Origin of the sequence: Clostridium sp. K13, assembly GCF_019734195.1 — a bacterium.
GTDB lineage: Bacteria > Bacillota > Clostridia > Clostridiales > Clostridiaceae > Clostridium.
Window position 1 is genome coordinate 114,066 of sequence record NZ_JAASHM010000001.1, and the last position, 15,284, is coordinate 129,349.

12 protein-coding genes and 1 other annotated feature are annotated in these 15,284 nt (G+C 26.8%); of the genes, 7 read left to right on the forward strand and 5 right to left on the reverse strand.

Going from position 1 to position 15,284, the window contains the following annotated elements:
* Positions 1–20: 20 nt before the first annotated feature.
* Positions 21–1,109 carry a ribosome small subunit-dependent GTPase A gene (rsgA, locus tag HCG76_RS00575; RefSeq protein ID WP_221698404.1) on the forward strand — a complete coding sequence of 363 codons (1,089 nt, stop codon included), beginning with the start codon at positions 21–23 and terminating at the stop codon, positions 1,107–1,109.
* A gap of 71 nt (positions 1,110–1,180) precedes the next feature.
* Here the strand turns inward: rsgA and brnQ are convergent, their stop codons facing one another.
* Positions 1,181–2,521, reverse strand: a complete 1,341-nt coding sequence (brnQ, locus tag HCG76_RS00580; RefSeq protein ID WP_221698405.1) for a branched-chain amino acid transport system II carrier protein — start codon at positions 2,519–2,521, stop codon at positions 1,181–1,183.
* 184 nt (positions 2,522–2,705) lie between these two features.
* Positions 2,706–2,961, reverse strand: a binding site (T-box leader).
* 143 nt (positions 2,962–3,104) lie between these two features.
* Here brnQ and HCG76_RS00585 point away from each other — a divergent pair.
* From HCG76_RS00585 to HCG76_RS00595, 3 genes are all read left to right on the forward strand, one after another.
* A complete protein-coding gene (locus tag HCG76_RS00585) occupies positions 3,105–3,854 on the forward strand; it encodes a nuclease-related domain-containing protein (RefSeq protein WP_221698539.1) in 750 nt (249 codons plus the stop codon).
* 17 nt (positions 3,855–3,871) lie between these two features.
* Positions 3,872–4,813 carry a ribonuclease Z gene (locus HCG76_RS00590; RefSeq protein WP_221698406.1) on the forward strand — a complete coding sequence of 314 codons (942 nt, stop codon included), beginning with the start codon at positions 3,872–3,874 and terminating at the stop codon, positions 4,811–4,813.
* Between the two features lie 324 nt (positions 4,814–5,137).
* Complete coding sequence (locus HCG76_RS00595; protein WP_221698407.1) at positions 5,138–6,070, forward strand: hypothetical protein; 933 nt, start codon at positions 5,138–5,140, stop codon at positions 6,068–6,070.
* 119 nt (positions 6,071–6,189) lie between these two features.
* On the opposite strand, the gene HCG76_RS00600 is transcribed toward HCG76_RS00595, so the two are convergent.
* Complete coding sequence (locus HCG76_RS00600) at positions 6,190–7,572, reverse strand: GTP pyrophosphokinase (protein WP_221698408.1); 1,383 nt, start codon at positions 7,570–7,572, stop codon at positions 6,190–6,192.
* A gap of 163 nt (positions 7,573–7,735) precedes the next feature.
* Here HCG76_RS00600 and HCG76_RS00605 point away from each other — a divergent pair, with 163 nt between their 5' ends.
* The 3 genes from HCG76_RS00605 (at position 7,736) to HCG76_RS00615 (ending at position 13,982) form a co-directional block, all read left to right on the forward strand.
* Entirely contained in the window at positions 7,736–12,082 is a 4,347-nt protein-coding gene (locus HCG76_RS00605) for a PolC-type DNA polymerase III (RefSeq protein WP_221698409.1), read from the forward strand.
* Positions 12,083–12,191: 109 nt separating this feature from the next.
* Positions 12,192–13,103: an AEC family transporter gene (locus tag HCG76_RS00610; RefSeq protein ID WP_221698410.1), complete on the forward strand. Its 912-nt coding sequence runs from the start codon at positions 12,192–12,194 to the stop codon at positions 13,101–13,103.
* Positions 13,104–13,178: 75 nt separating this feature from the next.
* Complete coding sequence (locus HCG76_RS00615; RefSeq protein ID WP_221698411.1) at positions 13,179–13,982, forward strand: class I SAM-dependent methyltransferase; 804 nt, start codon at positions 13,179–13,181, stop codon at positions 13,980–13,982.
* 40 nt (positions 13,983–14,022) lie between these two features.
* Here the strand turns inward: HCG76_RS00615 and HCG76_RS00620 are convergent, their stop codons facing one another.
* The 3 genes from HCG76_RS00620 to HCG76_RS00630 all read right to left on the reverse strand — a co-directional run bounded on the left by HCG76_RS00620 (position 14,023) and on the right by HCG76_RS00630 (position 15,262).
* A complete protein-coding gene (locus tag HCG76_RS00620) occupies positions 14,023–14,172 on the reverse strand; it encodes a hypothetical protein (RefSeq protein ID WP_221698412.1) in 150 nt (49 codons plus the stop codon).
* Between the two features lie 83 nt (positions 14,173–14,255).
* Positions 14,256–14,678, reverse strand: coding sequence for a zinc-ribbon domain-containing protein (locus HCG76_RS00625; protein WP_221698413.1), 423 nt, complete (start codon positions 14,676–14,678; stop codon positions 14,256–14,258).
* A 320-nt stretch (positions 14,679–14,998) separates the two neighbouring features.
* Positions 14,999–15,262 (reverse strand): DUF1294 domain-containing protein, encoded by a 264-nt coding sequence (locus HCG76_RS00630; RefSeq protein ID WP_221698414.1) that lies wholly within the window; start codon positions 15,260–15,262, stop codon positions 14,999–15,001.
* Between the last annotated feature and the right edge of the window lie 22 nt (positions 15,263–15,284).

Sequence of the window (15,284 nt, forward strand, 5' to 3'; positions counted from 1 at the left end):
TTTCTAGGAGGAAAGAAAATTTGAATAAAATTGATTTATATAATATTGGACTAAGTAATAGATTTAAAAATGAAGCAACTATGTATGAAGGTAACTTGTATTTGGCAAGAGTATCTGTTCAGCATAAAGATATGTATAAGGTTATCACAGAAGAAGGTGAAGCGTTAGCAGAAGTATCAGGAAAGTTTAGAAAAGAAGCTTTAGGTACAGAAAGCTTTCCAGCAGTAGGTGACTGGGTTATGGTAGACAGACTAAATGACTTAAATGGAAATGCTATAATTCATCATGTATTAAGAAGGAAAAGTGCTTTTGAAAGAAAAGTAGCTGGAAATAGAAGAGATATTCAAATAGTAGCTGCTAATATAGATATTATATTTATATGTATGGCACTTAATAATGATTTTAATATTCGTAGATTAGAAAGATATATATCAGTTGCTTGGGATAGCATGGCTACGCCAGTAATTGTATTAACAAAATCAGACCTTTGTGATAATGTTTTAGAAAAGCAATTGGAAGTAGAATCTATAGCAATTGGAATAGATGTTTTAGTAACTAGCTCTATGAGTGGCCAAGGATATGAATCTATTAAAAATTATATTACTAAAGAAAAAACAGTAGCATTTATAGGATCATCAGGGGTAGGAAAATCTACTCTTATTAATAAGCTTATGGAGGAGGAAGTTCTTCTTACTAATGGGTTAAGAAATGATGATAAAGGAAGACATACTACTACACACAGAGAATTACTAGCATTACCTCAAGGCGGAGTAGTTATAGATACTCCAGGTATGAGGGAGCTTCAGCTTATTACAGGAGACGTTGATAAGTCTTTTTCAGATATAGATGAAATAGCATCAAAGTGTAAGTTTTCAGACTGTAAACATGAAAGTGAACCAGGTTGTGCAGTAAGAAAAGCTATAGAAGATGGCATTATTGATATAGATAGATTTGAAAGCTATAAAAAAATTCAAAAAGAACTAAAATATGCAGAGTTAAACTCTAAAAGATTAGAAAAAGAAAAGATAAATAATATGTTTGCAGGGGTTGGCGGAATAAAGAATGCCAGAAGATTTGCTAAGGAAAAAAATAAAAGAAAAAATTTCTAAAAGTATAGAATACTAAAAAAGTATCCTCATTTTAAATGGGGATACTTTTTACATTAATTATATATTATTTATTAGTTTAAAGTAGATTTCAATTTTGGTGATTTTAACTTTCCTTTAGCTAAAGAAATTAACGTTCCTAAAAATAATCCAATTAAAGCAGGTACAAACCAAGAAAGTCCTTGAGAATAAAGTGGTAGTTTAGATAATAAATTATTTAAAAATTCTACATTTAATCCAACTTGCACTAAAGCATCTAAAACACTGATAACTCCTGTAAACAAAATAGTTAGTCCATATATAATTGAATTATCTTTGATATATTTATTTAAGATTCCAAGAACTATAAGCATTATTGCAACTGGATAAATTGCATTTAATACAGGTACTGAAATAGATAATATTTTATTTAAGCCCATATTAGCTAAAGTCATACTTGAAAGTGCTAAAATTCCAACCCAACTTTTATAGGAAATTTTTGAAGTTAAAGTACTAAAATATTGACTACAAGAAGTTATAAGACCAACTGATGTAGTTAAACAAGCTAAAGTAAATACAACTGCTAGTAAAACTAGACCAGGACCTCCAAAAATATGAGACATTACATTTGTTAAAGTTTCAGCACCATTTGAAGTAGAGCCATATATACTTCCACTAGTAGCACCAAGATGAGCAAGCATTGAATAAATTACAATTAATAATAATCCTGCAATTGAACCTGCTTTTATTGATGATGATATTACATATTTTTCATTAGTTATTCCACGAGATTTTATAGCAAGTGAAATTACAATACCAAAGTTTAATGCAGCAATAGTGTCCATAGTTAAGTATCCTTCCAAGAAACCTTTTAAAAATGGATTAGAAGAATATTCTACGGCAGAATCTCCATAAGATCCTAATGGCTTAAAGAATGAAGATATAAAAATTACAGCAATTAAAGTAAGTAGAGCAGGAGTCAATACTTTACCCATTCTATCTACTAATTTCGATGGAGATAAAGCAAGCCAATAAGCTACAGAGAAAAATACTAAAGTAAATAGAAATAGTGCTAAAGTTTTTGATACTCCTTCTGGAAGATAAGGTGATACTGCCATTTCAAAAGGTAAGCTTCCAGCTCTTGGTATTCCAAGTCCAGGACCAATTGATAAATATATTAAAGCAGTGAAAACTACTGCAAATAACGGATTAACTCTTTTAGATAGATTATATAATCCATCAGATTTAGCAACAGCAACAACACCTAAGATAGGAAAACCTACTGCTGTTATAAAGAATCCAGCCATAGCAACCCAAGTTGCATTTCCAGCAGACTGTCCTAAAAATGGTGGGAAGATTAAATTTCCAGCACCAAAGAATAATGAGAAAAGCATTAAGCTTACTAATAATAAATCTTTTTTAGATAAGTTTTTCATAATTTTTACCCCCAATAATTTAATTAATTTTGTTATAAGTAACAATTAGTATGTTTTTAATTTGTTTTATACTTCTTTCTTTTAATATCTATATCACTTTCTATACTCATGATATTACCCCCCCTTTTTATAACAAACTCAATTATGTTAATAAATTTTTAAATAAAAAAATCCGTCCCTTAAAATAAGGGACGGAATTAACCGCGTTACCACCCTAATTCTATAAAAAATTATAAAAATTCTTTATAGCACTTAGTTACATATCTAACAATATGACTTTCTTTTAACGGTGAAAGACTCCGACACCACTTACTAAAAAAGAGTTCAGTGATGCTTCTCAGAGATGATTTTCAGTAATATATTGAACATTGGCTTGCAGCAAAATACCAACTCTCTGTGGAACAATTATAGAACTTACTTTTTCTCTTCTCAGAATTTATTAACTAAATTGTTATATTTAGTATATAATTCGAAAATTAATCTGTCAATAAAAAAATGACAATATTATTATTAAATTTATAATAAATATTTACAATAATCACGGCAAATGGCAAAATAATTATATAAATTTAAGTAGAAAGATATGGAACATATGAATATAAAAATAATAATTGTAGCAGTAGTAATTTTAATTATTTCACTAAAACTATATAAATCTAAAATAAAAGGTTATATAGGTGAACGGTTAGTAGGTAAAAAACTAAAAAAATTAAATAAAAGAGAATATAAAGTAATAAATAATTTACTATTAAAAACAACAAAAGGAAGTACACAAATAGATCATATAGTAATATCAAAGTATGGTATATTTGTTATAGAAACAAAGAACTATAAAGGAATAATTAAAGGAAATGAATATGATGACAATTGGAATCAAATACTAATAAATAAAAGTGAAACTTTAAGAAATCCAATAAAACAAAATAATGGACATATTAAAGCCTTAAAAGATTTAATTCCAGAATTAAGATGTAAAAATATTAAATCAATAATTTTATTTACTAAAAGAGCTAAATTAAAAGTTAACTGTGAAACTAGCGTTACATATTTTAATAAAGTAAATAAAATAATAAAAAAATGCAGGAGTGAAGAATTTACAAAAGAAGATATTGAAAAAATTTATAATAAACTAAATGAATTGAATGTAAATTCATTCAAGGAAAGAAAAACACATGTTAAAAATGTAAAAAGAAATATTAAACAAGTAAAGAAAAGTATAAGAAAAAATATATGTCCAAGGTGTGGCGGTAAGCTAAAGAAAAAAAGAGGAAAGTATGGAAAGTTTAAAGGGTGTAAAAACTATCCACAATGTACTTTCAAAGTGAATTTATAGAAAGTTGGTGAAAAAACATGGTTGATTTATGTTTATTAGGTTGCGGTGGGAACATGCCAATGCCTTATAGGAACTTATCAGCAACTCTTTTAAATTATAAAGGAAGAAAGATTCTTATAGATTGTGGTGAAGGAACTCAAGTTTCCATGAGAATGGTTGGATGGGGATTTAAATCAATAGATGTAATTTGTATAACACATTGTCATGGAGACCACATTATTGGATTAACAGGGCTTTTATCAACTATAGCCAATAGTGGAAGAGAAAAACCACTTACAATTATAGGACCAGAAGGAATAACAGAAGTAGTAAAAGGGCTTACTGTTATTGCAAGATATCTTACATATGATGTTAAAATAATAGAAAATCCAAAGGAAGTTAATTTTAATGTAACTAATGAAAATATTGAAGTTGTAGATACAAATGGACAAATAAAGTTGTCTGTATTAGAAGTAGATCATTCATCACCATGTTTAGGTTATAGTTTATATTTTAATCGTGATAGAAAATTTTCTGTAGAAAAGGCAGAAGAAAATAATGTGCCTAAAATTTTATGGAATAAGCTACAAAAAGGGCAGGATGAAATAATAACATATGAAGGAAAAGAATATAAAAAGGAAATGCTTGTTGGAGATGAAAGAAGAGGGATAAAGGTAAGTTTAATAACTGATACAAGGCCATTAAAGAGTATTGTAAGTTTTATAAATCATAGTGATTTGTTTATTTGTGAAGGAAACTATGGAAGTGATGATGATTTAGATAAAGCAATAAGAAAAAAACATATGACATTTAGTGAAGCAGCTACTCTTGCAAAGGAAGGTAATTGTAAGGAACTATTATTAACTCATTTTACTCCAGGTATGCAAGAACCTAAAATTTATGAAAATAATGCAAAAGATATTTTTGAAAATACTATAATTGGTGAAGATAGATTAATAAAGAGTCTTAGTTTCTCTTAGAGGAAAGCTAAGACTTTTTGAAATTAAATATAAAACAACTTTTAAGAAATAGAAAATTTATTAATACTAATGGTTAAGGTAAAATTAGTAATAAAAAGGAATGTTAAACATTATTAAATCATAAGAGGAGGAAGACTAATGAATAAAAAATCAATTACTTGGTTAATTACAAGTATAGTAATTGTTATTTTAGTAGTAGTTATTTCATATTTTACCATTGGAAAGATTTCGATATAATTAAATGGAGATGGGATAATATGATTTTCTCTAATGATATAGGGGTTAGTTATAAAAGATATTACATAATTAGGGGGAAAGTAAAAAATGTTAGAAAAGTTAAATAGAAAAATTCAAAAGCTTAAAAATGATGTTACTTTAAAGAAAATATTAGATGAAGAAATATTAAGATTAGAAGAAAAAGTAAAATTAAATGAGGAAAAGTTATATAGCTTGGAAAGGCAACAGATAAAAGAAAAGAGAGATGTAGATAAGCTTAATAAAATTTCAATATCAAATATTATTGCCACTTTATTAAATAATAAAGAAGATAAGCTAGAAAAAGAAGAAAAGGAATATTTACTAGCTAAATTGAAATATGATGAATTATTATCTAGTATAAATATATTAAAGGAAGATTTAGCAAATGAAAAAAATAGATTGATTTCATTAGGCAATTGTGAAGAAGAATATAATGAATTAATTAAGGAAAAGGTTAATTTTATTAAAACATATGGAGATAAAGAGGTTAGAGAAAAGTTATCAAATATAGATAATGAAATTGATGATTTAATAAAAGAAAGTAAGGAAATTGAAGAAGCATATTCAGTAGGACGAAGGTTATTAATAGAAGTTAATGAAGCAGAAGAAGAGTTAAGAGGGGCTAAAAATTGGGGGATTTTTGACATTGCTGGAGGAGATCTTATATCAACGATAGCAAAGCACAATAAAATTAATAATGCTAATGATAAATTTGAGAAAATAGTACATTTAATAAGCAAGTTCAATAAAGAGCTAGGTGATATTAATTTAAATAATGTATCATTTTCTGCAGCTACTATGACTTTAGATTTATTTTTTGACAATATATTCACTGATATTTTAGTGCAAAATAAGATAAATGATTTAATTAATAATATGGAATCGTTAAAAAGAAGAGTAGAAAGCATTATGAGAAATTTACAAGAAAGATATGATAATTTAGAAAAAAAGCATGAAAGTCTTAATAAAGAGTATAGTTTAGTGATAGAAAAATTATAATCTTTAATATTTTTAATTTTAATAGGGTAAGAAAATTTTAAAAATGGAATATTAAATAGAGTGGTAGGACAATACAAAGAGTTATTTTTAGATAAGTTTTTGTATTGTCCTATAATATATTATTCTAAAGCTTCTAATATTTCATTGTGCAAGTGCAATAAAATAGCATCGGAATTTTTTACCCACTGTTCAATAGTGTTTATATTATCATAAATATATTTATAAATATATTCAACAGCATCATTAACTTCTTCAATAGAATATTCATAAACTATATTTATTTTATCAATAGATACTAGTGTTTTAGCTATTTGAGTCTTAATAGCTTCATCAATTATTAAGAAGTCATTACTAAATCTAGAAATTAAAACATCTTTTTGCCTATTTATATATTTTGATTCTGTATAACTAACTTTAAGATAAGATAAGAATTTTTCAAAATCACCTATATTATCTAAAGGCTCTAGTGTAAATAAAATTCTAAAGAATAAGTTCCAACTAAACTCACTGTTAATTACACTTTCAAAATATTCGCCAATAATTCTTTTAAATGAATCATCATAAATAATATTTCTTTCAAAATTTAGATAAGAATTAAAATCTAGTTTTTCATCTGAAATTAAGTTTATCCTATTCAGTGCATTTATTAAAACATTTGTATAATCATTATCAGTTGATATATTATTTTTAAAGAACACATATTCTACTATAGTTTCACAAGAATCCTTAAAATTAATACTCATATCAATAGATTCTTTCATTTTTGTAGAAAACATATCATATATAAATTTTGACACTATTTCCTGAAGGTTTCTTTTATTTGAAGCATTAGTTTTAGATTTTTTTGCTTCAACGTGGTTTAAAACAGTTAATAATTGGTTATCTATCATAGTTAAATTATTTTTTATAGAGTTCATAATATCTTTTAAAAATTTATCTTCAATAACATAATTAGAATTTTTATATATTATTTGATGCTCAATTTCACTCCAAAACATATTAGTTAAAGATTTAATTTGTAATTCAAAAGGAATTATTAAATTATTATAAGTGAATTTACCATCAATTCTATAAATTGTGAATCCATTTTTCTGTTTTTGTGGTTGTTTTCCAGAAAGTTTAAGAAAAATATTATTACTACTATCACTAAAGAAAAAATCATTATCTGATTTTTTATTAAAATATTTTTTTAAAAAACGATAAATCTTTTTTTCGTCATCACCAAATCTACATTCAATTCTTATGCCAATAAGATCACTTAATTTATATATAAGTTCATTAGCGTTTGGATAACGTTTATAATAATGATTTCTAAGTATTTTTTCACGTAAGCTTTCTATAGATTTAACTCTACAACTAATATTAGAAAACTCACAATAACTTTCGTCAAGAATGTTAAAAAATGATTTTTCTAAATCCATGGAAGCTTTAATTAATGCTTCATTATTATCTTTTAATTCATTTAATGCTATTTCTAAATAATCAAATTCTTTAATATTCAAAGCTACACCTCTGTTTATATACTAATATAATTATCATTATACAAATTAAAATTAAATATAGCTAGTTTTTACTAATAATTCACAGGCTATTAATAGTATTTCACAAAAATAAATTTATGCTATAATGGTGTAGTTGAAAATTTTAAGATATTGGGGGTAAAAGATGAGTGACGATATTATTAAAAAGCTAACCCTTGAGATAAACAAACATGAAAGCTTAGAAGATAAAGAGCTTAAGATAATAAAATTTCAACTTTTAAGAAAAAGTATGATTTTAAAGGTTGTTTTAAGAGGAAAAGAGAAATTAGCTCATGATGAAGAAGAATTAATTAAAAAAATTATTTGTAAAACTTTAATGATAAGAATTACTGTAGAAATAGTTTTTTATAGAGATGCTTCAGATATTACATTAGAAGAAGTAATTGAAAATCACTGGATTGAATGTATTTCTGAAACAATAAAAAAGACACCATTATGTAAAAGTCTTTTATTAAACTGTAGGAAGGAAGTTAATGGGAATAAAGTATCTGTATTTAATGGATATGATAAATTAACAGAACATTTAAAAGGTAAAAATGGCGAAAAGAGTTTAGAAAATACTGTTGAAGCAATGTTTGGAATAAGCTGTAGATTTGAAATAAAATATGATCCTAGTATGGAAGTTATAATAGATTATGCAGCAAGAGAAAAGGAAGAAAAAGAGTTACTAAATAAAGCTATGCAAGCTAGAGCTCAAGAAATGAGTAATGCTTCAAGTGGTGGAAGTAAACCCGTAGAGAAAAAGCCTGTTGAAAAGAAGACATATGAAAAGAGAGAAAATACTTATAAAAGAGAGGCAAAAGCTGAAAATGCTATATATGGAAGAAATATTTCTATTGAAGCTACTCCAATAAATGAAATAGATGAAAGATCAGGATATGTTGCAGTTTTAGGAGATGTATTCAAAGTTGAAACTATGGAAACTAAAACTGGTAAGATAATATTAACATTCTATATTACTGATTATACTAGTTCTATAACAGTTAAGTGCTTCTTAAAGCCTCAAGAGAAAGATGAAGTACTTGATAATGTTAAAAAAGGTCTTTACTGCAAAGTAAGAGGTGAAGCGGTATATGATACTTATCAAAGAGAAGTAGTTATAATGGGTAGAGATATCTTGAAGATGAAGAAGATGGAGAAGATGGATGGAGCTGAGGAAAAAAGAGTAGAGCTTCACTGCCATAGTACTATGAGTGCAATGGATGGTGTTACACCGGTTTCTAAAATTATAGAAAGAGCAGCAAAGTGGGGTCATCCAGCTATAGCAATTACAGATCATGGTGGAGTTCAAGCATTCCCTGATGCACAAATAGCTGCTAAGAAAAATAAAATTAAAGTTATTTATGGTGTGGAAGGATATTTAGTAGATGATGGTGTTCCATTAGCCTTAAATGAAAAAGGCCAGAATTTAGATGATACATATGTTGTATTTGATTTAGAAACAACAGGGTTCTCATCTAAAAATGATAAAATAATAGAAATTGGGGCAGTTAAAATTAAAAATGGTGTTATAGTAGATAACTTTAGTGAATTTGTTAATCCACGAAGACCTATACCTTATAAGATAATAGAGCTTACGGGTATAAATGATGATATGATAAGAGATGCACAATCTATAGAAGATATATTACCAAGATTTTTAGAATTTATAGGTGATTCAGTTGTAGTAGCACATAATGCAAACTTTGACTGTAGCTTTATATCTAAGAATTGTAATGATTTAGGACTAAAGTTTTCACCAACTATAGTTGATACAGTTCCGCTTTGTAGATTTTTATATCCAGAATTAAAGTCTGTAAAATTAAACCTTGTTGCAAAATATTTAGGAATTAAGCTTGATAGTCATCATAGAGCTGTAGATGATGCTAAAGCAACAGCAGATATTTTAGTAGAATGCTTTAAGAAGATAAAAGAAGAGTTAGAAATAGAAACTTTAGAAGAATTAAATAAAGTATTCTTAGAAAAGGTTGATATTAAAAAGCTACCAACTTATCACATAATAATTTTAGCAAAAACTCAAGCTGGAATTAGAAATTTATATAAGCTTGTATCAGAGGCACATATAGATAATTTCTTTAGAAGACCAAGAACTAAAAGATCTAGACTTATGGAGATGAGGGAAGGTCTTATAATTGGAGGAGCTTGTGAAGCTGGGGAAATATATAGATCAGTAGTTGGTGGAAAAAGTGATGAAGAGATAAAAGAAGTAATGAGCTTTTATGATTATGTAGAAATTCAGCCTATAGCAAATAATGCTTATATGATTGAAAAAGGTTCAGTAAAGGATGAGGATGAACTTAAAGATATAAATAGAAAAATTTATGATTTAGCAAGAGAAATTAATAAGCCAACTGTAGCAACTTGCGATGTACATTTCTTAGATCCACATGATGAGGCTTTTAGAAGAATAATTATGGCTGGCCAAGGATTTGGTGATGCAGATAATCAACCTCCGCTGTATTTAAGAACTACAGAGGAAATGCTAAAGGAATTTGCTTATTTAGGAAGTGAAGTTGCTAAGGAAGTAGTTATTAAAAATCCACAAGCAATAGCAAATTCAGTAGAAGAAAACTTAAAACCAATTCCTGATGAAACTTATCCTCCTAAAATTGAGGGAGCAGATGATGATATTAGAAATATGACAATGAATAAGGTACACTCCATTTATGGTGATCCTCTTCCAGAGGTAGTACAAAAAAGACTAGATAAAGAATTAAACTCTATTATAAACAATGGATATGCTGTACTTTATCTAATTGCACAAAAGCTAGTTGCAAAATCTTATTCAGATGGATATTTAGTTGGTTCAAGAGGATCTGTTGGATCATCCTTCGTTGCAACAATGTCAGATATAACAGAGGTTAATGGATTACCACCTCATTATGTTTGTCCTAAGTGCAAAAAGTCTCATTTCTTCTTAGATGGTTCCGTAAGTTCAGGGGCCGATTTAGAAGATAAGGATTGTCCAGATTGTGGAGTACCATATATAAAAGATGGGCATGATATTCCTTTCGAAACTTTCTTAGGCTTTGAAGGAGATAAAGAACCGGATATAGATTTAAACTTCTCTGGAGATAACCAAGGTGATATTCATAAATATACAGAGGTTTTATTCGGGAAAGGATATGTATTTAAGGCTGGAACAATAGGTACAGTTGCAGAAAAAACTGCTTATGGATTTGTTAAAAAATATTTAGACCAACATGAACAAGTTGTTTCACAAGCAGAAATTGAAAGACTTACTATTGGATGTACAGGTATAAAAAGAACTACTGGTCAGCATCCAGGAGGAATCATGGTTGTGCCTAACTATACTGATGTATATAATTTTACACCAATACAAAGACCAGCAGATGATTCAACATCTGATGTTACAACAACACACTTTGATTACCATTCAATTTCAGGTAGATTACTTAAGCTTGATATTCTGGGGCACGACGATCCGACAGTACTTAGAATGCTTCAAGATATAACAGGTTTAGATCCTAAGACTATACCTCTTAATGATAAAAAAGTACTGTCTTTATTTACATCACCTGAAGCTTTAGGTGTTACAAAAGAAGAATTAGAATGTGAAGTTGGTTCTTATGGTTTACCAGAGTTTGGAACAAAATTCGTTAGACAAATGCTTGTAGATACACAACCAAAAACATTTTCAGACTTAGTAAGAATATCTGGACTTTCACATGGTACAGACGTTTGGCTTAATAATGCTCAATATTTTATTAAGGAAGGTTATACTACCTTAAGAGATTGTATTGCAACGAGAGATGATATCATGGTTTATCTTATGTATAAAGGTGTTGCACCTAAAACGGCATTTACAATAATGGAAAGCGTAAGAAAAGGTAAAGGGCTAACAGAAGAGTTTGAAAAAACCATGAAAGAAAATAATGTTGAAGATTGGTATATTGAAAGTTGTAAAAGAATCAAGTACATGTTCCCTAAGGGGCATGCCGTTGCTTATGTTATGATGGCTGTTAGAGTAGCATATTATAAAGTGTATTATCCACTAGCATATTATGCAACATACTTTACTGTAAGAGGTGCTGATGATTTTGATGCAGATTTAATTTGTAAGGGTGAAACAGCTATTCATGCAAAGCTTCAAGAATTATATGCCCTTGGAAACCAAGCATCAGTTAAAGATAAAGGATTAATTACAGTTTTAGAACTTTCATTTGAAATGTTTAAGAGAGGATTTAAAATGCTGAAAGTTGATTTATATAAATCAGATGCAACTAAATTCCAAATTGTAGATAATGCATTAAGACCTCCATTAAGCTCACTTCAAGGAGTTGGAGTAAATGCAGCAAAATCTATTGCAGAAGCAAGAAAAGATGGAGAGTTTATTTCAAAAGAAGATTTAAGGTTAAGATCTAAGGTGTCAAAAACTGTAATAGAAACATTAAGCAATCATGGTTGTTTAGAAGGAATGTCAGAAACAAATCAATTATCATTATTCTAAAGTTAATATTTAAAAAGAGACTAATTATTTATGTAGAAACATTAAATATTAGTTTCTTTTTATTTTTGTAGTGTATAATTAAAATGATGGTAAAAAGTGGGGTGAATTAATGGATTTAACAGTAATAATAAATGGGGTAATAGCATTGTTTTTAATAATGCTTATAGGAGTCTATGGAAGCAAAAGAAAAATAATTACACCAACAATAAATAAAGGATTAACTAATATACTATTAGAGATTTCATTACCTTGTTTAGTAGTTTCATCATTTATATTTGATATGAATGATGATCTTAAGAGTAATATTATAAAATGCTTTATTTATAGTCCAATATCTTTGATAATTACAATGATAGTTTCTTATATTGCACTTTATCCAATAAAATCAGATAAAAAAATTATAATGCAATTTGCAAATGTTTTTTCAAATTGTGGATTTGTAGGATTTCCTATAATTTATAGTATATTTGGAAATGAAGGTATTATATATGCATCTATATTTAATATGTTTTTTACAATAGCAGTATGGACATATGGAGTTATGTTGTTTAATGGGAATATAGATAAAAAAGATTTAAAAAAGGTTTTATTAAATCCATCAATTATAGCTGTTATAATTGGACTTATTATAATGATATTTAAAATTAATATTCCGGATGTACTATATTCAACTTTAGAATTAGTTGGAGGGTTAACATCTCCATTATCAATGATAATAATAGGAGTAATTTTAGGAAATGCTAATATACTTAAATATTTAAAAGATTATACTATTTATTATAGTAGTTTATTAAAGTTAATTTTACTACCTTGTATACTAATTCTAGTATCGAGAATAATAAATGATACTTCTATGGTAAGCAAAACATTAATAATTATTACAGCAATGCCAGCAGCTGCAATGACATCAATTTTAGCAGAAAACTTTGATAAAGAAAAAGAGTATTCAGCTGTTATTGTATTTATTACAACTTTAATTTTTTTAGTAACATTTCCTATGCTACTTAAATTTATTTTATAAATTGAAATAAACAGGCGAACAATTATACTATAAATAACATAAGATATATCTAAGTAAGTATTAAAGGAGTTTAATGTGAGTTATAATTCAATTTATGATATTATTGGATTTAATAATGAAGTGAATAGACTTGAAACTCAGGCTAAATTAGGTTGGAAAAAAGAATTTAGAACATTAAAATGGCTAGGGTTAAAGGACGGAATGAGAATATTAGATGTTGGTTGTGGAACAGGGGTATATACAGAATTGTTATTAGAAAACTTACCACATACTTCAATAACAGCTTTGGAAGTTGATAAAAAATTAATAGATATTTCTAAAAAAAGATTAGATGAGTATATAGGTGATAGAGTAGATTTAAAATGTGGATCTATAATGAATAGTGGACTTAAAGAAGATAGCTTTGACTTTATAATTTGTAGGTTTGTATTCCAACATTTAGATAATCCAATGAATGCTGCTAGGGAAATATATAAATTATTAAAGCCAGGAGGAATAGTTGCAATTATTGATTCTGATAGGGGAATGCATGGAGTAAGTGATCCTGATATGCTATTTAAAAGTGGAAGAGGCTTTATAAATCAGTTAGAAAAAAAAGCAGGATGGAATAGGGAAATTGGACGTAAGCTTATAAAAATATTAAAATATAATGGATTTGAAAAATTAGATTTTGAAGCAGTAACTATTCATAGTGATTTAGTTGGTATAAAAAATATTATTGGAAATAATAATGTACCACCAGAAATAATAAAAATGGTTAGTAGAAATAATCCGAGATTAGCTAAAATTATGAAAATTTGTAGTGATAGCTCTGAAAGGGAGAAATGCACAATAATATTTTTGAATTTAATAGCAAAGGGGCAAAAGCCTAATAATTAACATATAAAATAAAAAAAGGGCCTTAAGCCCTTTTTTTATTTTAATTATCCCACCATCTTATAGATGTTTTCTTTTGTGGAGCTGTTATAGTTGTTGTATTAATATTCTTAATGTTATTTATATATATATCTAAATAACTACTAGATAAAGTAATAAATAGTAAAGGAATAATAAATAAATTTTTTTTCATTTTTATTACCTCCTATAAATATCAGTAATATGAATATTAATAATATTCCACATAATGAAATAATTATTTATGGTGGTTAAATATTAAGTTCTAAAATCAAATTTAGTTGAACACTTTTTACAAGTAACAACTATATTACCTTTACCTCTTGGAAGTCTAAGTTTTTGTTTACAGTTAGGGCATTTAGTAATTTTATATTTACGATATTCAGTATATTTTAACTTAATATTTTCAAAGATATAAGAAAAATTATTTAAATCATATACAGGTAAGTTATAAGGAATAGCTTTACCAAACTTTTTTAAAAATTTATTTGTATATGTATAAAACACATTATATTCATTTTTCCTTTTATATATTTTTTTTGAAAATGCTCTATATACAGCATAAATTAAAACAATTGTTCCTAAAATTCTAGTATAATCAAAAATATTAAGTATGCAAGAAAATAGAATTAATATTAATGATAATAAATCAAATCCATATGTGCCTTTTAAAAAGTTCACATAATCACCCCCGAATTAGTAAAATTAGTCTATTTAGTTTTAGGATAATTATAATATAAAATTTATGGTTGTACAATTTATTTTATATTAATAAATATGAATAAAAAATTAATAATTAGGATAACATAGTAGTGTAGTCACCGGGTTACAGAGTAATCCGAAAATGATTATGGGGCGTTGCAATAAAAAAATGCAACGTCTTTTGTTTTCTTCTAATTATAAAATAATGCATGTATATTACTGTTATAAATGTAACAAATCCTAAAGTAGATATTATATAAATATTTTTAGATAGAAAAATAGATAATGACTGAAGTTATTTATTGATTAAAAAATAATAATATAACTATTAATTGAAATACTATAATTATAGGAAATCCTAATGTGAATTTTAAATGTTTGGTTTTATGTCTAAAAGTATATATGCCAATTACTCCACCAATACCACCACCAAAAAGAGCTAATAAGAATAGTGTTTTTTCGCTTATTCGCCATTTCTTTAATTTTGCCTTTTCTTTATCTATTCCCATAAGAGAAAAAAGTAGTAAATTAATAAATACTATATAAATTAATATAAACTTCATAAAACCTCCTAAATAAAAAACA

Excerpts from the sequence above, each read along its gene's own strand:
- brnQ (WP_221698405.1), bottom strand. The coding sequence starts at position 2,521 with ATGAAAAACTTATCTAAAAAAGATTTATTATTAGTAAGCTTAATGCTT.
- HCG76_RS00595 (WP_221698407.1), top strand. The coding sequence starts at position 5,138 with ATGTTAGAAAAGTTAAATAGAAAAATTCAAAAGCTTAAAAATGATGTT.
- HCG76_RS00620 (WP_221698412.1), bottom strand. The coding sequence starts at position 14,172 with ATGAAAAAAAATTTATTTATTATTCCTTTACTATTTATTACTTTATCT.
- HCG76_RS00630 (WP_221698414.1), bottom strand. The coding sequence starts at position 15,262 with ATGAAGTTTATATTAATTTATATAGTATTTATTAATTTACTACTTTTT.
- HCG76_RS00585 (WP_221698539.1), top strand. The coding sequence starts at position 3,105 with ATGGAACATATGAATATAAAAATAATAATTGTAGCAGTAGTAATTTTA.
- HCG76_RS00605 (WP_221698409.1), top strand. The coding sequence starts at position 7,736 with ATGAGTGACGATATTATTAAAAAGCTAACCCTTGAGATAAACAAACAT.
- HCG76_RS00610 (WP_221698410.1), top strand. The coding sequence starts at position 12,192 with ATGGATTTAACAGTAATAATAAATGGGGTAATAGCATTGTTTTTAATA.
- HCG76_RS00590 (WP_221698406.1), top strand. The coding sequence starts at position 3,872 with ATGGTTGATTTATGTTTATTAGGTTGCGGTGGGAACATGCCAATGCCT.